This is a genomic window from Nonomuraea pusilla (assembly GCF_900109355.1).
Classification (GTDB): domain Bacteria; phylum Actinomycetota; class Actinomycetes; order Streptosporangiales; family Streptosporangiaceae; genus Nonomuraea; species Nonomuraea pusilla.
On the sequence record NZ_FOBF01000038.1, the window covers coordinates 13844 to 33268 of the forward strand.

17 protein-coding genes, 1 pseudogene and 2 CRISPR repeat arrays are annotated in these 19425 nt (G+C 69.2%); of the genes and pseudogenes, 15 read left to right on the top strand and 3 right to left on the bottom strand.

The features are described from left to right. Positions 1-3 precede the first annotated feature (3 nt). A CRISPR array of direct repeats spans positions 4-398; the repeat unit is 29 nt; unit sequence GGGACCATCCCCGCGTGCGCGGGGAGCAC. A gap of 282 nt (positions 399-680) precedes the next feature. From BMX74_RS41525 to cas2e, 8 genes are read left to right on the top strand one after another with little or no spacing between them, the layout of a single operon-like run. After that, complete coding sequence (locus BMX74_RS41525) at positions 681-3590, top strand: CRISPR-associated helicase/endonuclease Cas3 (RefSeq protein ID WP_091105950.1); 2910 nt, start codon at positions 681-683, stop codon at positions 3588-3590. Then, complete coding sequence (casA, locus tag BMX74_RS41530) at positions 3580-5283, top strand: type I-E CRISPR-associated protein Cse1/CasA (RefSeq protein WP_091105952.1); 1704 nt, start codon at positions 3580-3582, stop codon at positions 5281-5283. Before BMX74_RS41525 ends, casA begins: the two co-directional genes overlap by 11 nt. Then, a complete protein-coding gene (gene casB / locus BMX74_RS41535) occupies positions 5280-5933 on the top strand; it encodes a type I-E CRISPR-associated protein Cse2/CasB (RefSeq protein ID WP_091105953.1) in 654 nt (217 codons plus the stop codon). Before casA ends, casB begins: the two co-directional genes overlap by 4 nt. Further along, the gene (gene cas7e / locus BMX74_RS41540; protein ID WP_091105955.1) at positions 5930-7114 is read left to right on the top strand and encodes a type I-E CRISPR-associated protein Cas7/Cse4/CasC; all 1185 of its coding nucleotides are present in this window, start codon (positions 5930-5932) and stop codon (positions 7112-7114) included. Before casB ends, cas7e begins: the two co-directional genes overlap by 4 nt. Continuing rightward, positions 7111-7815 (top strand): type I-E CRISPR-associated protein Cas5/CasD, encoded by a 705-nt coding sequence (gene cas5e / locus BMX74_RS41545; RefSeq protein ID WP_143078961.1) that lies wholly within the window; start codon positions 7111-7113, stop codon positions 7813-7815. The genes cas7e and cas5e overlap by 4 nt, the downstream gene beginning before the upstream one ends. After that, positions 7815-8504: a type I-E CRISPR-associated protein Cas6/Cse3/CasE gene (cas6e, locus tag BMX74_RS41550; protein ID WP_143078962.1), complete on the top strand. Its 690-nt coding sequence runs from the start codon at positions 7815-7817 to the stop codon at positions 8502-8504. Before cas5e ends, cas6e begins: the two co-directional genes overlap by 1 nt. Positions 8505-8507: 3 nt before the next feature. After that, complete coding sequence (cas1e, locus tag BMX74_RS41555) at positions 8508-9473, top strand: type I-E CRISPR-associated endonuclease Cas1e (RefSeq protein WP_091105958.1); 966 nt, start codon at positions 8508-8510, stop codon at positions 9471-9473. Next, a complete protein-coding gene (gene cas2e, locus BMX74_RS41560) occupies positions 9470-9820 on the top strand; it encodes a type I-E CRISPR-associated endoribonuclease Cas2e (protein ID WP_091105959.1) in 351 nt (116 codons plus the stop codon). Before cas1e ends, cas2e begins: the two co-directional genes overlap by 4 nt. 1574 nt (positions 9821-11394) lie before the next feature. Continuing rightward, positions 11395-11728: direct repeats of the CRISPR family, unit length 29 nt; unit sequence GGGACCATCCCCGCGTGCGCGGGGAGCAC. A 148-nt stretch (positions 11729-11876) separates the two neighbouring features. Here the strand turns inward: cas2e and BMX74_RS41565 are convergent. Next, positions 11877-12581: a tyrosine-type recombinase/integrase gene (locus tag BMX74_RS41565; RefSeq protein WP_256257613.1), complete on the bottom strand. Its 705-nt coding sequence runs from the start codon at positions 12579-12581 to the stop codon at positions 11877-11879. Continuing rightward, on the bottom strand, positions 12473-12700 hold the full coding sequence (locus BMX74_RS46225) for a type 2 periplasmic-binding domain-containing protein (protein ID WP_236714843.1): 228 nt from the start codon (positions 12698-12700) through the stop codon (positions 12473-12475). The genes BMX74_RS41565 and BMX74_RS46225 overlap by 109 nt, the downstream gene beginning before the upstream one ends. A 235-nt stretch (positions 12701-12935) precedes the next feature. On the opposite strand from BMX74_RS46225, the gene BMX74_RS41575 reads away from it, so the two are divergent. The 7 genes and pseudogenes from BMX74_RS41575 to BMX74_RS41595 all read left to right on the top strand — a co-directional run. Then, positions 12936-13586, top strand: coding sequence for a TetR/AcrR family transcriptional regulator (locus BMX74_RS41575; RefSeq protein WP_055504739.1), 651 nt, complete (start codon positions 12936-12938; stop codon positions 13584-13586). 32 nt (positions 13587-13618) lie between these two features. Further along, a complete protein-coding gene (locus BMX74_RS41580; protein WP_091105967.1) occupies positions 13619-14551 on the top strand; it encodes an ABC transporter ATP-binding protein in 933 nt (310 codons plus the stop codon). Further along, positions 14548-16158: an ABC transporter permease gene (locus BMX74_RS41585; RefSeq protein ID WP_091105962.1), complete on the top strand. Its 1611-nt coding sequence runs from the start codon at positions 14548-14550 to the stop codon at positions 16156-16158. Before BMX74_RS41580 ends, BMX74_RS41585 begins: the two co-directional genes overlap by 4 nt. Before the next feature lie 76 nt (positions 16159-16234). Then, a complete protein-coding gene (locus BMX74_RS43635) occupies positions 16235-17056 on the top strand; it encodes a hypothetical protein (RefSeq protein WP_143078963.1) in 822 nt (273 codons plus the stop codon). A 34-nt stretch (positions 17057-17090) separates the two neighbouring features. Continuing rightward, positions 17091-17723 carry a tetratricopeptide repeat protein gene (locus BMX74_RS43640; protein ID WP_143078964.1) on the top strand — a complete coding sequence of 211 codons (633 nt, stop codon included), beginning with the start codon at positions 17091-17093 and terminating at the stop codon, positions 17721-17723. Continuing rightward, positions 17708-17875 (top strand): hypothetical protein, encoded by a 168-nt coding sequence (locus BMX74_RS44715; RefSeq protein ID WP_177227734.1) that lies wholly within the window; start codon positions 17708-17710, stop codon positions 17873-17875. The genes BMX74_RS43640 and BMX74_RS44715 overlap by 16 nt, the downstream gene beginning before the upstream one ends. A 630-nt stretch (positions 17876-18505) precedes the next feature. Next, positions 18506-18979, top strand: a pseudogene (locus BMX74_RS41595) (transposase family protein); the annotation flags it as partial. A gap of 46 nt (positions 18980-19025) precedes the next feature. On the opposite strand, the gene BMX74_RS41600 reads toward BMX74_RS41595, so the two are convergent. Continuing rightward, positions 19026-19425: carbohydrate ABC transporter permease (locus BMX74_RS41600; RefSeq protein WP_420538164.1), on the bottom strand; the 400-nt coding region annotated here is incomplete at its 5' end.

A 19425-nucleotide genomic window follows, 5' to 3' on the forward strand; every position in this document is an offset into this window, starting at 1 on the left:
GCGGGGACCATCCCCGCGTGCGCGGGGAGCACGACCTGCGCAGAGTGCCTGTCGGGCTGGAGGAGGGACCATCCCCGCGTGCGCGGGGAGCACTCTCGCCCCCACACACCCCCCACACGGGGCGCGGGACCATCCCCGCGTGCGCGGGGAGCACCCCACGACGTAGTCCCGGTCAGTCTCGGCGTCGGGACCATCCCCGCGTGCGCGGGGAGCACCGCAGAGGAGCGGACCACTGGAGAGGCCCGGTGGGACCATCCCCGCGTGCGCGGGGAGCACTCCCCGAAAACCCGTAACCGGTCTGACCTGCGGGGACCATCCCCGCGTGCGCGGGGAGCACGTCGCCGTCATCGAGGAGATGACGTGGAGCGAGGGACCATCCCCGCGTGCGCGGGGAGCACACTGCGTGACCTGGGGCGTTACGCGGGCCGAGGGCTGAATTTGAGCACTTCTTGAGACTTGGACATTTCGGTCACCCTTGGTCTTTGGCTCCATCGGCTCCGGAATCCTAGCTCCATCTGACCTCCGCGCTCTGAGTGCCCTGAGCTGACGAAAGCGACCATATCTTCTTATTTCGGACGAATGTAATTTCGGTTGCCTATTCACTGGCAGAAGACTTGATGTTATAGAAGCGAGTCCTGTGTTCCCAATATCTTCGTTCGCCATGGCCTTTAATGAGGGCCATGCTCGACGAGGAGCCCTTCCTGCGCTGGGAGGTGGATGATCTTTCGGCTGCCGCCCGTACTGTTTGGGCCAAGCATGACGCTGCGACCGACGGCTGGCTGCCGTTGTGGCGGCATCTACCTGACAGCGGGGCAGTGGCAGGGCTCCTGTGGGATCGCTGGTTGCCTCTGCAGGTCCGGCGGGTGATCGCTGAACCGCTGCCTGGCGGGCTCGAAGACGGGCGACGTCTCGCCGTCTGGTCGGCGGCCACCCACGACATCGGCAAGGCCACCCCGGCTTTCGCCTGCCAGGTCGAGTCGCTCGCGGACACCATGCGAGCAGCCGGCCTCGACATGCCGCCGTACAAGCTGATGCTCGATCGCAAGCTCGCGCCGCACGGCCTGGCTGGGCAGGTGCTCTTGAGTGAGTGGCTGATGGAGCGCCACGGCTGGGCGCGTTCGGCCACGGCGCAGTTCGCGATCATCGCGGGCGGGCACCACGGGGTGCAGCCGACCAACCAGGACATCCGAGAGCTGCAGGTGCATCCGCAGTTGCTGCGCACGCCAGGCTGCGACTCGTTCTGGCGGGACGTGCAAAGGGAGATCCTGGACGTGTGCGCCGAAGCCTGCGGGGTGGGCGAGCGGCTGTCCGCCTGGCGTGAGGTGAAGCTGCCGCAGCCGGTGCAGGTGCTTCTGAGTGGTCTCGTCATCGTCGCGGACTGGATGGCGAGCAATCCCGACCTGTTCCCCTATTTCCCTCAGGCTCAGCGCCAAGGCGAGCGGGAGCGGGTGGAAGCCGCCTGGAGAGGGCTCCAGTTGCCTCCTCCATGGCAGGCGCGCGAGCCGGAAGGGCCGCCGGCGAAGCTGTTCTTCGAACGCTTCCAGCTTCCGGCCGGGGCGCGGATCCGGCCGGTTCAGGAACGGGCCGTCGCGGTGGCGCGGGACATGGCCGGCCCCGGTCTGCTGGTGATCGAAGCGCCGATGGGGGAGGGGAAGACGGAAGCCGCGCTGGCCGCGGCCGAGGTCTTCGCCGCGCGTTCGGGAGCAGGGGGTTGCTTCGTCGCGCTGCCGTCCATGGCGACGAGTAACGCGATGTTCCCCCGCATGCTGGAGTGGCTTCGTCGCGTGCCCGATGCCGCGCTGGGGCAGAGCGAGCGGTCGGTGCTGCTGGCCCACTCCAAGGCTGCTCTGAACGACGATTTCGCGGCCCTGATGAGGGCCGGGCGGCGTGAGATCCGCGGCGTGGACGTGGACGGTTCGGGAGACGAGTGGCGTCCTCACGGTGATCGGAGCGTGAGCTCCGCCGGACTGGTCGCTCACCAATGGCTGCGGGGCCGGAAGAAGGGGATGCTGGCGTCGTTCGCCGTTGGAACGATCGACCAGTTGCTGTTCATGGGGTTGAAGAGCCGGCATCTGGCGCTGCGTCACCTGGCGTTGGCCGGCAAGGTGGTCGTCATCGACGAGGCGCACGCCTACGACACCTACATGAACTCCTACCTGGACCGAGTGCTGTCGTGGCTGGGCGCCTACGGCGTTCCTGTCGTCGTGCTGTCGGCGACGCTCCCTTCCCGCCGCCGGCGGGAGCTGGCCCAGGCGTATGCCGGTGCGGCGGCCGGGGATCTGGCCGAGGTCGAGGACGCGAAGGGCTATCCGCTGCTGACGTCCGTGGAGCCTGGCCGAGGCGCGGGGGTCGAAGCAGTGGCGGCCTCTGGCCGTGAGACCGAAGTCCACGTGAACCGTCTGGCGGACGACCTGGACGCGCTCGGAGATCTGCTGGAAAGCGAATTAGCCGACGGAGGTTGCGCGCTGGTGGTGCGCAATACCGTCGGACGGGTTCTGGAGACGGCGGCATATCTGCGCGGTCGCTTCGGCGATAGGGCGGTCACCGTCGCGCACGCACGTTTTGTCGATGTGGACAGGACGGAAAAGGACGCCGATTTGCTCAGGCGCTTCGGCCATCCGGAAAAGAGCAAAGGGCGCCCTGCCGGCCCGCATATCGTCATTGCCAGCCAGGTGGCGGAGCAGTCCCTCGACATCGATTTCGACCTGTTGGTGTCGGACCTCTGCCCGATCGACCTCTTGCTGCAGCGCATGGGTCGCCTGCACCGGCACCAACGTGGACAAAGCCAGTGCGACCGGCCGTCGCGGCTGCGTACCGCCCGCTGCTTCGTCACCGGCGCCGAGTGGACCGCGGAGGGTGTCGAGCCCGTGCGCGGTTCCGTCCTCATCTACCGGCGTCACGCGCTGCTGCGGTCGGCCGCCGTGCTGGAGCCGTACCTGGCGGGGACGGCCGACACCGGGCGCGTGGTGCGTCTGCCGCAGGACATCAGCCCCCTCGTCCAGACCGCGTACGGCACCGATCCCGTCGGCCCGCCGCACTGGCAGCAGGCCATGGAACGAGCCAGGGAAGAACACGACCTGCATCAGGCCCGGCAGGACAGCAAGGCGCAGGACTTCCAGATCAACCCGATCGCCAAGGCGGGCCGGGCGGTCATCGGCTGGATCGATGCGGGCGTCGGCGACGCCGACGACACGCGCCAGGGCCGGGCCCAGGTCCGGGACAGCCGCGAATGCCTGGAGGTGCTGGTCGTCCAGCGCAGGAGCGACGGCACGCTCGCCACGTTGCTCTGGCTCAGCAAGGGCCGCGGCGGGCGTGAGCTCCCCACTGACGCGCCGCCTGAGCCGAGGCTGGCGCGGACCGTCGCGGCCTGCGGCCTGCGGCTGCCCTTCCACTTCTCGCTGCCTGACGTGATCGACCGGGTGATTGACGAACTGGAGCAGAACTACGTGGCGGCGTGGCAGTCCAAGGACTGTCACTGGCTGGCCGGAGAGCTGATCCTCGTGCTGGACGAGAACTGTCGGACCCGCCTGGCAGGCTACGACCTGCGCTACACCCCGACAGACGGCCTGGAGGTGGTTCGTGCCGAGTGACTCTGCCCCGCCCTCGTTCGACCTGACCCGTCAGCCCTGGCTGCCCGTGCAGCGTCAGGACGGCAGCCAGGACGAGTTGTCACTGCTGGAGGTGTTCCGTCAGGCCGGCGAGCTCCGGCGGCTGGTGGGGGACGTGCCCACGCAGGAGTTCGCGTTGGTGCGGCTGCTGCTGGCGATCCTGCACGACGCGGTGGACGGCCCGGCCGATCTCGACGAGTGGCAGGACCTGTGGGAAGGCGGGCTGCCCGTCGATCGCATCACGAGCTACCTGGAGCGGCATCGCGACCGCTTCGATCTGCTGCATCCCGAGCAGCCTTTCTTCCAGGCCGCCAGCCTGCGCACCGCCACGGGCGAGGTCAGTTCTCTGGACCGCCTCGTCGCCGACGTGCCCAACGGCGTGCCGTTCTTCACCATGCGGGCGCGGGGCGTCAGCCGTCTCGGCTTCGCCGAGGCGGCCCGCTGGGTCGTGCACGCCCATGCGTACGACACCTCGGGGATCAAGACGGGCGTCGTCGGCGACTCCCGCGTCAAAGGCGGCAAGATCTACCCGCAGGGCGTGGCATGGGCGGGAACGCTGGGCGGCGTGCTCATCGAAGGCGAGAACCTGCGGCAGACCCTCCTGCTCAACCTGATCGCCTTCGACACCGACAACCTCCGCATCGCTCCCGACCAGGATCTTCCCGCCTGGAGACGCCCCCCGGCCCAGCCGGGAGCGGCCGACCCGCTCCAGATGGCCGGTCGCCCGGCAGGCTTGCGCGACCTCTACACCTGGCAGTCACGCAGGGTCCGGCTCTTCTTCGACGCCGAAGGCGTGAACGGGGTGATCCTCACGTACGGGGACGTCCTTGAGCCGCGCAACCGGCACCGCAGTGAGCCGATGACCACGTGGCGGCGCAGCCAGGCGCAGGAGAAGAAGCACGGGCTTGCCCTGGTCTACCTGCCTCGGGAGCACGACCCGAGCAGGAGCGCCTGGCGAGGGCTCGGTGCCCTGATCGCAAGCAGCGCATCGGGGGCGGGGCAGCGGGGCGAGGCCGCGAGCAGCATCCGTCCCCGCGTCGTGGACTGGGCCGCCCGCCTCACGGTCGAGGGGGATCTGCCGCCGGACCACCTGTTCCGCGCGCGGCTGTTCGGCGCCGTGTACGGCACCCAGCAGTCGGTCATCGACGAGGTCGTCGATGACGCGGTGACGATGCCGCTCGTCCTGCTGCACGAACGGGACAGCCGCCTGGGGCAGACGGCGATCGACGCGGTGTCCGACGCCGAGCGGGCCGTGACCGTCCTGGGAGACCTCGCCGCAGACCTCGCCCGCGCCGCCGGCGCCGACGGCGAGCCGGCCAAGGATGCGGCCCACAGCTCGGGTTACACCACCCTCGATGGAGCGTTCCGCACCTGGCTCGCCGGCCTCCGGCCGACGCACGATCCCTTGGAGCGCAGGGCGGCCTGGCAGCGGCGCGCCCATCGCATCGTCAGCCGTCTCGGTGACGAGCTGCTGCGGGCGGCCGGGCACGCCGCCTGGGAAGGGCGCGTCATCAAGACGAAGAACGGCCAGGAACTCTGGCTGAGCGCATCGCAGGCCGACCTCACCTTCCGGGCCCGGCTACGCGCGGCCCTGCCCGAGGCGGCCCCGGCCGGCTCTCCGCCTGACCCGGCGCAAGGCGAAGGTCAACCACGAGACGTGGAGGCACAGGTATGACCACATCCCCCGTCGCCGTCCGCCGACCGGCGGGCGACCTCGTCCGCGACATCGCCGGCCAGTACATCAGCGAGCTGCAGCAGGGATACCTCGCCGACAAGAGCGCCGCGGTGGCCGTGCTCGCCCAGCTCCGGCGTGGCGCGGGCAAGTTGCCGCAGGACGTCCCGGAGCTGTGGGGGATGGCGGGTACCGAACGGCTGTACGCGGAGAGGGAACTCACCTACAACGAGGCGGTCAAGGCGGAGGCGGCGCTGTTCCTGGCGGTCACCCTGTACGCGCTGCACCAGCAGTCCCACCCCGACCAGCGGATGCATCAGCACGGCGTCGAACTCGGAGCAGCGGTGCGCCGCCTGATGCCGCCCGGGGAGATCGACGAGCCGATCCGCCGGCGCTTCGTCCGCGTCGGGGCCGCAGGCACCCGGCAGGCCCTCGCCACCCGGTTGAGGGAGATCATCACCCTGCTTCGCGGCGAGTCGATCCCGCTCGACTACGCGTTGCTCGCCCGACAGCTCTATCTGGCGCAGCACCCTGAAGGAATGCGCCAGGTACGCCAGAGCTGGGGGCGCAGCTTCCACGCCTACCGGCCCGCCAACGCAGGGGCCGACGCCCGTACCGACAGTCAGCCAGCGGCCGAGAAGGAGTCCCAGTGACCCGTACCGTACTCGAACTCCACGTCCTGCAGACCGTCCCGCCGAGCTGCCTGAACCGTGACGACACCGGAACGCCGAAGAGCGCTGTCTACGGTGGCGTGCGCCGTGCCCGGGTCTCCAGCCAGGCGTGGAAGCGGGCGACCAGGCGAGCGTTCGAGGGGCTGCTCGACCCGGCGGAGCTGGGCGTCCGCACGCGGAGGGTGGCGGAGCTGCTGAGCGAGCGGATCATGCGCCTGGACGGCGGGATCGAGCAGGCGGAGGCATGGACGCTGGCGGCCGAGACCATTCAGCTCGCGACCGGCTCGAAGATCGAACGGCCCAAGCGGAAGGCGGCGGCGGAGGAAGAGCCGGCGCCGGAGTCGAAGTACCTGATGTTCCTCAGCGCCCACCAGCTCGACGGTCTCGCCGAGCTGGCCGTCAAGGCGCACGGCGCTCCCAAGGACTACTTCAAGGACAAGGCCGTCAAGGAGCAGGCGCGCCAAATCGCCAACAGCCGGCACTCGGTCGACATCGCGCTGTTCGGGCGCATGGTGGCCGACGGGGCGGACATCAACGTCGACGCCGCGGCGCAGGTGGCCCACGCGATCAGCGTCCACCAGGCCGAGAACGAGTCCGACTACTACACCGCCGTCGACGACTACAAGAACCGGGAGACCGACGACCTCGGAGCAGGCATGATCGGGACGGTCGAGTTCAACTCGGCCACCCTCTACCGGTTCGCGGCCGTCGACGTCGACCTGCTCCGCAAGAACCTCGGGAAGGGGCTGCGTGACGATCAGCCGGTCACGGAGCCGGTGCGCAGGTCGGTTGAGGCGTTCGTCGAAGGCTTCCTGACGTCGCTGCCGACCGGGAAGATCAACACGTTCGGCAACCACACGCTGCCGGACGCCGTGGTGGTCAAGGTGCGGTCGTCCCGCCCGATCAACTGCGTCGCGGCGTTCGAGGAGCCCTGCCGTACCGAGCCGGAGACCGGCGGGTACGTACGGCACGCCTCGGAGGCGCTGGCGTCCTACATCCCGGAGTTGGAGCGCGTCTACGGGGTGGCCGGCGAGGGGCCCACGTGGGTGCTGCGCGTGGGCAAGAACACCGGGGCGCTGTCCGGGCTCGGTACCGAGGTGACGCTGCGGGAGCTGATCACGGCCATCGGCGACGAGGTCGCCCGCCGGCAGGACGGGGCATGAGCGTTCTGCTGATGCAGCTTGCCGGGCCCCTGCAGTCCTGGGGGTCCTCCTCTCGCTTCGCCCGGCGTACGACCGAGGTCGCGCCCACGAAGAGCGGAGTCGTCGGTCTGCTCGCGGCGGCTCAGGGCAGGCAGCGCACCGCTGACCTGTCCGACCTGGCCACGTTGCGCTTCGGCGTCCGCATCGACCAGGGCGGTACCGTCCTGCGCGACTTCCAGACCGCCCACCACTTCGCCAGCGGTGAGGCGATGCCTGTCTCGCACCGGTTCTACCTGGCCGACGCGGTCTTCGTCGCCGGGGTGGAGGGCGACCGGGCGCTGATCGAGGATCTGCACGCCGCTCTGCGCGCTCCGGTGTACCTGCCGTACCTGGGGCGCCGCTCGTGCCCGCCGACCCGTCCCGTGGAGCTTCACGTCGATCACGAGCGGTCGCTGCAGCAGGCGCTGGAACGCGAACCGTGGCGGGCGGCGCGCTGGTACCAGCGGCGTCACCGCAACGCCGGACGCACCATCGAGCTGGAACTGCTCGTCGAGGCCGACGCGAGGGACGGGCAGGTCGACAGCCTCCGCGACCAGCCCCTCAGCTTCGACCCCCTGCACCGGCGTTACGCGCTGCGGGGCGTGCGGCGGAGCCGGGTGAGCGTCCCCAACCCGTACGCGCCTCGCGATCACGACCCGACGTCCCTCCTGGGAGGCGCCTGATGTACCTCACCCGGTTCCGCCTCAACACGGCGCGGCTGGGAGCACGCCGGTTGCTGTCCTCGCCGCAGAACCTCCACGCCGCGGTCATGTCCTCGTTCGCGGAGATCCCGGTCGCGGCCGATGGCGGGCCTCGGGTGCTCTGGCGGATCGACCGCAACAGCAGGGCGGAGACCTACCTGTACATCGTCAGCCCTGACAAGCCCGACCTCACGCACCTGGTCGAGCAGGGCGGGTGGCCCGAGACGGGGCGATGGGACACCTACGACTACGAGCCGTTCCTGTCGCGCCTGTCGGCCGGCGACCGGCTGGCGTTCCGGCTCACGGCCAACCCGGTGCACAGCATCCGGCGCAAGGACGGCGAACCGACCAAGGTCACCGCCCACGTCACCCAGCGCCATCAGCTGGAGTGGCTGCTGCAGCGCCAGGAGCGCTGCGGGTTCAAGGTCGTCGAGAGACCGGCTGAACGCCAGCTCGTGCCCGGCCACGACGAACACGAGGTCGTCGTCCACGATCGGCGCCAACTGTCCTTCACCAAACGCGGCCAGAAGAACCCTGTCACGCTGCTCGCCGTCACCTTCGACGGAAGGCTCGAAGTGACCGACCCGGACGCGCTCCGGCACACCCTCACCCGCGGGGTCGGCCGTGCCAAGTCCTACGGATGCGGCCTCATGACGCTCGCCGAGGTCTGAGCCGTGGCCACCGTCGGCCAGCGGGGCATGTCCTCGCCGCGCGAACTCACGCGCATGGGAGACCGCATCTCGTTCATCTACCTGGAGAGATGCGTTCTCCACCGCGAGGACAACGCCATCACCGCCGAGGACGCCGAAGGCGTCACCCACATCCCCGCCGCCACCATCGGCACCCTGCTCCTCGGCCCTGGCACCCGGGTCACCCATCAGGCGATGAGCCTGCTGGGTGACAGCGGGGCCGGCGTGGTGTGGGTGGGGGAGCAGGGGGTGCGCTTCTACTCGGGAGGAAGGTCGCTCAACCGTTCCTCCTCGCTCGTCGAGGCCCAGGCCACCCGATGGGCCAACCGGCGCAGCCGGCTTGAGGTGGCCCGCGAGATGTACAGGATGCGGTTCCCCGACGAGAACCCGGACGGCCTGACACGGCACGAACTCCTCGGCCGCGAGGGGCGCAGGGTCAAGGAGTGCTACCGAAGACAAGCGCAGCGGGTGGACGTCCCCTGGAACGGCCGGATCTACATCCCGGGCGACTTCAGCGCGGGCGACCCGGTGAACCAGGCCGTCACGGCAGCCGCTCAATGCATGTACGGCATCGCCCAGACCACGGTGGCCGCGCTCGGTTGCGCCCCGGGGCTGGGTTTCATCCACTCGGGGCACGAGCTGGCCTTCGTGCTCGACATCGCGGACCTGTACAAGACGGAGATCGCGATCCCCATCGCGTTCGACGTGGCGGCGGAGAGCCCTGACGACGTCGGGTCGCGGACGCGCAGGGCGATCCGTGACCACGTCAACAAGGCTCGGTTGCTCAGGCGGTGCGTGGACGACATCAAGCGGTTGTTGCTGTCGGGTGAGACGGTTCGTGATCTCCCGGATGAGGACGTCGATCGGGTGACGCTGCAGAGCGATCACGGCATCGAGCTGGAGTCCGGCCGCAACTACGCGGACGGCGACATCGACGAGGTCCCCTGGTGACCGTCATCGTGCTGACCCGCTGCCCGGCGGGGCTCCGCGGATTCCTGACCCGCTGGCTGATGGAGATCTCGCCGGGCGTCTTCATCGGCGGGCCGTCAGCCCGTATCCGGGAGGCGCTGTGGCTGGAGGTTCAGCAGTACGCCGACACCGGGCGGGCTCTGCTGGCGTACACGACGGACAACGAGCAGGGCTTCACCTTCGAAACCCATGATCACAAGTGGCATCCGATCGACCACGAGGGCCTCATCTTGCTGCGCCGCCCCAAGGCGCAGCCTGCGCCGTCGACCAACACGGCGCCGAGCAACTGGAGCAAGGCGGCGAAACGCCGCCGGTATGGCCAGCGCTGAACCGCCGCTGCCTGAGGCCCTTCTCGTCTCTTCCCGTTCGCCACGACCGGATGCCCGAGCGTCCCAATTGTCCGACTCTCTGAAAGTGCTCAATTTCGGCCCTCCCGCCAGCTATCGCCGCAGGTCGTCGAGTGTGCTCCCCGCGCACGCGGGGATGGTCCCTGACTCTTGAAGATCGCAGCCACCTGCACCTCGTGCTCCCCGCGCACGCGGGGATGGTCCCAACGGCCAGCTCTTCGCCGTCCAGATGGCCCGGTGCTCCCCGCGCACGCGGGGATGGTCCCCGACCCGAACCCCCCTTGCTTGCTGAACCGCAGTGCTCCCCGCGCACGCGGGGATGGTCCCGCCGCCAGGACCCGTCCGGCCCACCCAGCACGGTGCTCCCCGCGCACGTGGGGATGGTCGCTGGTACGACCCCGAGCCCGAAGACCCGGGCATGTGCTCCCCGCGCACGTGGGGATGGTCCCACGCTGGGGACGAGCGCCCACCAGATGCGGCCGTGCTCCCCGCGCACGTGGGGATGGTCCCCGCGTGTTCTCCTGCCGGGCCTCGATGAGCCGGTGCTCCCCGCGCACGCGGGGATGGTCCCACGTCGACGTTCATGCGGAAGTCGGTGGCGGAGTGCTCCCCGCGCACGCGGGGATGGTCCCGCCTGGCGTTCGCCACCGACCTTCTGCTCGAAGTGCTCCCCGCGCACGCGGGGATGGTCCCGGGATGATGCCCAGCTCGTACGTCAGGAACGGGTGCTCCCCGCACACGCGGGATGGTTTCGCCCCAGTCTCGCCGTACCAGCTCCTGCAGTGCTCCCCGCGCACGTGGGTACGGTCCCCTCACGCTCGCGTACCAGCGGTTCGGCGCTCGGTGCCCCCCACACGGGGATGGTCCCGATGACGACGGGCAGGGTCACTGCCCAGACCTGTGTTCCCCGCGCACGTGGGGATGGTCCCCGCAAGTCAAACGCCGTATCGGTTTGAGCATCGTGCTCCCTGCGCACGCGGGGATGGTTCCCGCACCGACCGCTACGAAGCCCGCCACGCGAAGTGCTCCCCGCGCGCGGGGATGCTCCCCGGTACGCGCGGCACCGCTGGCAGGTCACCACGTGCTCTCTGCGCACGCGGGGATGGTCCGCAGGACGGCCTGGATGGCGTCGCCGAAGTCTCGCTCTCCGCAGATGCGGGACGGCTTCCTTCGCTTGCGGGGCTGTTTCTCCAGGCACGTCAGCGACCTGCCTTGTAAACGGAGTGAGGTGCTCGCTGGGGTGCCACGGCCAATACGCGGCCAAATTCCCTGCGCCTTCCGTGTTCCTGCACGTCAGAGCCTCGTTGCGACGGGACTGTAAAACCGTCGGCTCAGCCTACGCAAGTTCGAACCTTGCACCTGCCACACCAGCAGAGAGAGGCCCTTCACCAGCGGAAACGCGGTGAAGGGCCTCTCTCGTTGTGTCCGGCCGTCCATGGTCATCACCGAGGACCCACGGCCCTCCGCGGCAAATACGCGGCCAAGTTTCCCGCCGGCCCCGCCCTTCTTCTCGGGTACCGGCACCCATTCGGTCTAAAGATCCATTGCTACGACGGGGGACCATCTCCGCATGCGCGGGGAGCACATGTCCTGCGGGGCGTGCGCGGCGGCGACGGCGGGACCATCCCCGCGTGCGCGGGGAGCACGAGAGAAGACCACCCCTAGCCGCACCCATGCGGGGACCATCCCCGCGTGCGCGGGGAGCACCGGGCCCGGGGCCGGGCGACCCCGGGTACGACGGGACCATCCCCACGTGCGCGGGGAGCACCGAGGGTCGCGACGACGTCGGTCGTGTCGCTCGGGACCATCCCCGCGGGCGCGGGGAGCACTCAACCGCCACGTCCAGCGACATCCACGCGCCGGGACCATCCCCGCGGGCGCGGGGAGCACTCTTCTTCACCTGCGGTGATGTAGGCGGCAGGCGGTGATTTGGAGCAGTTTTGAAGACTCGGACATTTCGGGCAAGGGCCTCGTCTTGTCATTCCGGTTGTCGTTGGTGGCCCTGCGCGGTTCTTGGTCAGGCTATGGCAGGGCCAACCTAGCTTGTTGTCGTTCCCGGCTTGGTGGCTTCCCAGATGCGGCGCATGGCGTCGTGTTGTTGGCCGTGGATGCATTTGGCGTAGACGCGGAGCAGGACGTTGACGCTGTGGCCGGCCCATTCCGCCACCTGGGGTGCGGGGACGCCGGCGTTGAGCCAGGTGGAGACGGCGGCGTGGCGCAGGGCGTAGGGGACGTCCAGGAGAGGTGAGGTGGCTTCTGCTTCGGTGAAGGCTTTCGCTCTGGCTTCGTGGAAGACCTTGAGATAGGCGCGGTCGGTCATGAGGCCGCCGCGGGGGCCGATGAAGATGCGGCCTTCGGGGCCGGTGCCGAACTGGTCGAGGTGCTCACGGAGCATCGTCCCCAGCTCTGGGTGGATCGGGACATGCCGGGTCTCGCCGGCTGCCCGGTGTTTGAGTTCGCGGCGTTCGCGGACGTTGCCGCTGTTGGTCCAGCGGCTGCCGGCGCGGGGTTCGGCGTTGGTGAGCCGCATCTCGCCCCAGTCGTTCTCGGGCAGGCTGATGAGGTGGCCCGTACGCAGGTCCACCACCTCTTCGGGGCGGAGGGCGGCGAAGTACATGCAGCCGAAGAACGCCTTCATGCGCTTGCCGCGTTCGCTGTGCTGTTCCACGGCGGCGAGGAAGCGGCGGGCCTGGTGGATGTTGATGACGAGCCGGTTTCCACCAGGGCGCAGACGGTCTGCCACTCCACCGCGTGCGAGGCCACGCGGGGCATGAAGCCTGCCGCGGTGCACAGGTTGGCGATCTGATCGTGAAGCTCCGGGTAGACGGTGCGGGGCAGGAGTACGAAGGGTGAGTCCGCCAATTGCGCGAGGCGGACTCTGCGGCGGGCCGCGAGCGGGTGCGCGGAACGGCAAGGGCCGCAAACGCTGGAAAGCCGCCCTCAACGCCTTCGCCATCACCTTCGAAGGCCGCCTGACCCCGACTACTCGATGACTAATCAAGAACGAGATACACCGTTAACTGGGTTCTGTCGCAGTTAACTGGACACACCCGACCCCGCTTGCCACCCTGATGAACACATGTTTACTATAGTAAACGTGTGTTCAGCACCTTCGGCGGACCTGACCGCCCAGGCCAAGATCCGTAACGCTGCCATCGCGCACTTCGCCCGCGACGGCTTCCAGAAGACGAACCTGCGCGCCATCGCGGCCACCGCAGGGGTGAGCGCCGCCCTGGTCATCCGGCACTTCGGCAGCAAGGACAACCTGCGGAGCGCCTGCGACGAGCACGTCCTGCAGATCCTGGTGCGGAGGGCCCGGACCGCGGCCGACCTGGTCGGCGTGCGGGATCTGTCCCAGGAATATCTGTCGGACTCGGAGGAGTACCGCCTCCATGTGCAGTACATGGTGCGCGCGATCGAGGAGGACTCCTCGGCGGCCACCACGTTCGTCAACACGCTGGTGGAGGAGACCGAGCAGCTCTTCCGGGACGGGATCGCCGGTGGCTCGATGCGCCAGTCCTCCGACGTGCGGGCGCTGGCCGTGCTCACCGTGCTGGTGAGCCTGGCCACACTGACCATGGCGCCGCCCCTGACCCGCGCGCTCGGCTTCGAGCGGATGGGCCCCGACGTGCTGCAGCGCATCGGGCTGCCCATGCTCGAGATCTACACCCACGGCTTGTACGCCGACGACACCATGCTCAAAGCCGCCCAGACCGCCTGGGAGACCCAGCAGGGAGACGATCTCTAGCCCTCTCCCATCACCGCACAAGGACACCCATGATGACTGAGACCGATGCCATCTCCATAGCCGGATTGGTCAAGTCGTTCGGCCCGGCACGGGCACTGAACGGCCTCGACCTCGTCGTACGGACTGGCGAGGTGCACGGCTTCCTCGGGCCCAACGGCGCGGGCAAGAGCACCACGATCCGGATCCTGCTGGGCCTGATGCGCCCCGACGCGGGCACCGCCCGGCTGCTCGGCGGCGACCCCTGGACACAGACCGCTGAGCTGCACCGCCGCCTGGCGTACGTGCCCGGCGACGTCACCCTGTGGCCCAACCTGTCCGGCGGTGAGGCCATCGACCTGCTCGGCAGGCTGCGCGGCAGCCTCGACCGGCGGCGCCGGGACGAGCTGATCGAACGCTTCGACCTCGACCCGCGCAAGAAAGGCCGCACCTACTCCAAAGGCAACCGGCAAAAGGTGGCCCTGGTCGCCGCGCTGGCCTCCGACGCCGAGCTGCTCATCCTCGACGAACCCACCTCCGGCCTGGACCCGCTGATGGAGGAGGTCTTCCGGCAGACGATCCAGGAGGTGCGGCGCGCGGGTGACCGTACGGTGCTGCTGTCCAGCCACATCCTCTCCGAGGTCGAGGCACTCTGCGACCGGATCACGATCATCCGCGACGGCCGTACCGTCGAGACCGGCACCATGGCCGAGCTGCGGCACCTCACCCGCACCTCCATCGACGCCGAGCTGGCCGGCCCACCGGACGGGCTGGCCGGCCTGCCGGGCGTGCACGGCCTGCGCGCCGACGGCGGCCGGGTACGCTTCAGCGTCGACGCCGCCGCGCTGGACCTCGCACTTCGCCACCTCACCCAGGCCGGCGTGCGCAGCCTGGTCAGCCGGCCTCCGACGCTGGAGGAACTGTTCCTGCGGCACTACGACCGCGCGACCGCGAACCTCAAGGGCCGGCACGCGGAGGCAGGACGATGAACGCGTTCGCCGGCACGGGAAAGCTGATCCGCCTGGTGCTGCGGCGCGATCGTGTGCTGCTGCCGCTGTGGGTGGCCTTCATCTGCATGATCCCTGTGGTGTTCGTCGGCGCCTTCACCGGCGCGTACCCCACGGCCGAGGCCCGCCAGCACTACTACGAGACCAGCGTCCACACCAGGGCCTTCACCATCGCCTACGGCGTGCTGAACGGATCCAGCCTCGGCGAGCTCGTCGCCTGGCGGTCGGGATTCGTCACGTTCATGGTCGCGCTGTTCGCGCTGCTCACGGTCATCCGGCACACGCGTACGGAAGAGGCGGCCGGACGGCGCGAACTGGTCGGGGCCACAGCGGTGTCCCGCCACGCCGACCTGGCCGCCACCCTGATCGTCACCTGCGGGGCCGCCCTCGTCCTGGGCGTGGCCTCGGCGCTGGCGCTGATCGGCCAGGGCCTGCCCGCCGCCGGTTCCCTGGCGCTGGGGCTCGGGTTCACGGTGGCCGGCTGCGTGTTCGGCGCGATCGGCGCGGTGACGGCGCAGCTCACGACGGGCGCGGGCGGCGCGCGCGCCATCGGGATCAGCACGCTCGGCGCCGCGATCCTGCTGCGCGGCGTCGGCGACGTCGCCGCGCAGTCCGGTGACGGACCCGCCTGGGTGACCTGGCTGACGCCGCTCGGCTGGGCGGAGGCACTGCGGCCCTACAGCGGCGAACGCTGGTGGGTGCTCGCGCTCGCGGCCGGCGCCGTGCTGGCGCTGATCGTGCTGGCCGTGGCGCTGTCGGAGCGGCGCGACCTCGGCGCCGGCATGTTCCAGGCCCGCCTGGGCCCGGCCGCCGCCGGACCCCGCCTGCGCAGCCCGCTGGCACTGGCCTGGCGGCTGCACCGCGGGCCGCTGATCAGCCGGCTCGCCGGACTCGCCCTGGTCGGGCTCGTGGTCGGCGCGATGTCGGCGAGCCTTGGGACGCTGATGGACAACAGCGGCGCCGCGGCCCGAGAGGCGCTGGCCCGGCTCGGCGGTCCCGGCACGCTCGTCGACCAGTTCCTCGCCCCCATGATGACCATGCTCGGCCTGGTCAGCGCCGGCTTCGCCATCCAGGCCGCGCTGCTGCTCAGGAACGAGGAGCGCGACGGGCGGGCCGAGCCCCTGCTTGCCACCCCGGTGCGCCGGCTGCGCTGGGCGGGCAGCCACTTCGCGTTCATACTGCTCGGCCCGGCGCTCGGGTTGATCGCTTTCGGGACGGCCGCCGGTCTGGCGCACGGCCTCAACACCGGCGACGTCGCCCGTGAGCTGTCCCGCCTCCTGGCCGCCGCTCTCGTGCAGCTCCCTGTGGTGTGGGTGTTCACCGGCGTCGCGTTCGCCCTGTTCGGGCTGCTGCCCCGGCTGGTCGCCGGCACGTTCGCGGTGGCCATGGTGAGCATGTTGCTCGGCTGGGTCGGCCAGGAGTTGCAGCTCGACCAGTGGGTCATCAACCTGTCGGTCTTCGAGCACGTACCGAAACTCCCCGGCGGGGTCATGACGGCCACGCCACTGATCGTCATGACCGTCGTCGCGGCGGCCCTCGTCGCGGCCGGCCTGGCCGGATTCACCCGACGCGACATGCCCACCACCTGAGCCTGGAGGACATCATGGGAGTGACCCTTCCCACCCTGACCCCGCTGCAGGAAACCCTGTGGACCGCCGTGCAGTGGTGATTGCCACCCTGTGGTCGGACCGGTATGCCGCCTATACCCAGCTGCCCGAGTCCGGCCGCCCAGACTCCCATGCCGAAGCGCGGGAACTGCTCGGTCTGGCCGAGGTGGTCCATCTCGACGCTGATCTGAGCCAGGACGAAGAGGAACGCGCCCGCACCGCTGCGCAGGGTGATGCACGGATCAAGCTGGCGCTGGAGTGCAGCGACTATGGCCTCTTCCAGGTCATCGCCGCTGCCCCGCAGCTGATCGACCGTTGGCGTGGCGCCGACGCGTATGCGGCCGCAATACTGATGGCGGCCGTCGATGCTGTCCGACTGGGAGTACGCTCGCCGCTGAGCGCGGACCTGCTCCGCGAGGCGGCCCTTGGCTACTGTGATGCTCGCCAGAGAGGCACCGCTCCGGGCAACTGGTTTGAGGCCTCGCTGGCCTACCTCACGCAGGAGCTTCACGGTGCGGCGGCTGTGCTGACTCCCGTGGCCCCGCCAGGAACGATGGGCCGTCCAGCAGGCTACGAACTTGCCGACTATCTGCAACAGCACCTCGGAACGCGGCACCGCACCGCCAAAGTGCCCGCCGCCACCTGGCGTGCTCTTGTCAGTCACCTTTCCGACCATAACGACAGGGAGCGCGCCGCGCAGGCGGCCTTTAACCGGCTGCTCTACGACTACGCCCGAGACCTGCTATTGCAAGCAACCAATATCGGCGACTGCGTACACGGCCCATCGACTCGTCGACCTACTGGTCGGGCAAGGGTGGATGGAGCAGGCAGTCGCCGTTCTGCGTGCCCGCGCCGACACTGGCCACTCATACGCGTCTGAGCGGCTGACCGACCTATTGGCCAAGCAGGGGCGAGTGGACAAGCCGCGCATCCCCGCTGATGCCGGGGACCAGGCTGCGGCCAAGCAATCCCGTGACTTGCCTTCCAGACAGGGGCGGGTGGACGAGCCGTGGACTCCGGCTGATGTAGGTAACTGGGCTGCAGCCGAGCACCTGAACAACCCGCTTTCCAACCGGGGAGGAAAGGACGAGGCGATCGGTGTTGTGGGGGCTCCTGCGCATGCTGGTGATAGCCGCGCGGTCCGGCGATTGGCTGGGTTGCTCGCGAAGCGGGGACGAAAAGACGAGGCGATCGATCTACTGCGGGCGCCCGCGGATGCTGGTGATAGGCGCGCAACGCGGCGACTGGCCGGTCTACTGATCAGACAGTTGCGGGAAGACGAGGCGATCGATGTTCTGCGGGCGCCTGCTGATGCCGGTGATTGGTCCGCGGCGCGGCAGTTGGCTGAGTTGCTTGCGAGGCGGGGACGAAAGGACGAGGCGATCGATCTACTGCGCGCGCCTGCGGATGCTGGTGATAGGGCTGCGGCTCGGCGACTGGCTGAGCTGCTCGCCAACCTGGGGCGGGCAGACGAGGCCATCACTGTCCTGCGTGTCCCCGCCGATGTTGGCGATCGGCCGCAGCCGAGCAGTTGGCCGATCTGCTGACCAAACAGGGGCGGGTGGATGAGCTGCGCATTCGTGTTGAGGCGGGTGACGGGAACGCCGCAAACCGGCTGGCCGATGCTTTAGAGCGGGTGGGGCGGGTGGAGGAGGCGAAGCATGTGCGCCGGTTCGGGCTGACGCTCGACGACGACTGACGTCGAACGTTTCAATGTGCCAATGACGTTGTCGGGAATCTCGGGACGTCATCAAAGCCCTCCCGAGTTGATACCAGGGCCTGGCTGGCGATGCGATCTCAGATTTTCCGGAGCTGGATGGGACGGTGCCGGGCAGGTTCGGTGGCACGCACTGAGTAGCGCTTTGATGTGCATCCGTCGTCTGACGAACCATTACTGGATCACATTGAAAGACTTCCCAGCGGTCCCGCGAGCTTGATCGTTCCCAATGTGTTCCCAACCCGAGGCATGCGTGGGTAGAGGCCCAGGTCAAGACATACTTGCGACGGGACTGTAAAACCGTCGGCTCAGCCTACGCAAGTTCGAACCTTGCACCTGCCACACCAGCGGAAAGAGGCCCTTCACCAGCGGAAACGCGGTGAAGGGCCTCTCGTTGTGTCCGGCCATCCACGGCTGCCAGCGGTCGTGGACGGTTGATCGTTCCCATTACGTTCCCGGGGGATCAAGGAACCCTGTCGGCAGCAATACTGGGGCTTTTTCAACCTGATCGCGCAGGTCAGCGGGGGCAGCGTCGGGACGGGTTGGCATGAGAAGAGGCTCTCGGCAAGACAGCAGTCGACCAAGATCCGATGCCTCTACCGGAGAGCCTCGTTGCTGTCTTGCCCTGCCGCGATTCCGCTGTCCAATCACACCCTGATCCGCATGGCCGAGTTGATCCGCGCCCAGCGTGCCGAGAGCCGCTGCTGGTGGCGGCGCCTGGACCCGTCCCGGCAAGCCCTGATCGTGCTCGCCCACCTGCGCAACGGCGACACCTACACGAGTCTGGCCGCAGGCTTCGCCATCGGCACCGGCACCGCCTGGCGCTACGTCCACGAGGCGGTCGACCTGCTCGCCATACTCGCCGACGACGTCCACGCCGCCGTCACAAGCGCCGGCCGGCTGGCCTACACCATCCTGGACGGCACCCTGATCCCGATCGACCGACTGGCTGACGAACGGCCGTACTACTCCGGCAAACACCGACGTCACTGCATGAACGTGCAGGTCCTGGCCGACCCGGCCGGCCGACTCGTATGGGCCTCACCTGCGCTGCCCGATGCCACGCATGACCTGACCTCGGCACGCCCTGGCGCCGTGCGGGGCGTGGGCCTGGCTTGGGGGGTGGAGCTCGTCACCGCATGAGCATGGTCAGCAGGAACGCGATCGCGAACACGCCGATGCTGACGCCGAACACGATCCAGAAGGTGTTGACGAACGAGGTGCGGAAGACGGGGTCCTTGAACATCCGGGTGTAGTTGGACAGCCCCGCCCACTGCATGGGGCCCGCGCCGGCCCAGTGGTTGAGGCTGATCCACAGCGTGAACACCGTCGGCGCCACCATGACGGCGGCGTAGACGACCAGCGCCGGGTACACGAACGGGACGAACAGCCGCCGGCGTGACCGCTCCAGCGGCGACAGGCGCAGGCGCCGGCTGCGGCGGGAGGCGGTCTCCGGCACGGGGGAAGCGACTGCGGGCATGGTGGTCACGCTGACGCCTTTCTTCAGGGGGTCCGGGCCGGCCGTGACGGCC

Excerpts from the sequence above, each read along its gene's own strand:
- BMX74_RS41525 (WP_091105950.1), top strand. The coding sequence starts at position 681 with ATGCTCGACGAGGAGCCCTTCCTGCGCTGGGAGGTGGATGATCTTTCG.
- BMX74_RS41580 (WP_091105967.1), top strand. The coding sequence starts at position 13,619 with ATGACTGAGACCGATGCCATCTCCATAGCCGGATTGGTCAAGTCGTTC.
- cas6e (WP_143078962.1), top strand. The coding sequence starts at position 7,815 with ATGTACCTCACCCGGTTCCGCCTCAACACGGCGCGGCTGGGAGCACGC.
- casB (WP_091105953.1), top strand. The coding sequence starts at position 5,280 with ATGACCACATCCCCCGTCGCCGTCCGCCGACCGGCGGGCGACCTCGTC.
- cas5e (WP_143078961.1), top strand. The coding sequence starts at position 7,111 with ATGAGCGTTCTGCTGATGCAGCTTGCCGGGCCCCTGCAGTCCTGGGGG.
- BMX74_RS41585 (WP_091105962.1), top strand. The coding sequence starts at position 14,548 with ATGAACGCGTTCGCCGGCACGGGAAAGCTGATCCGCCTGGTGCTGCGG.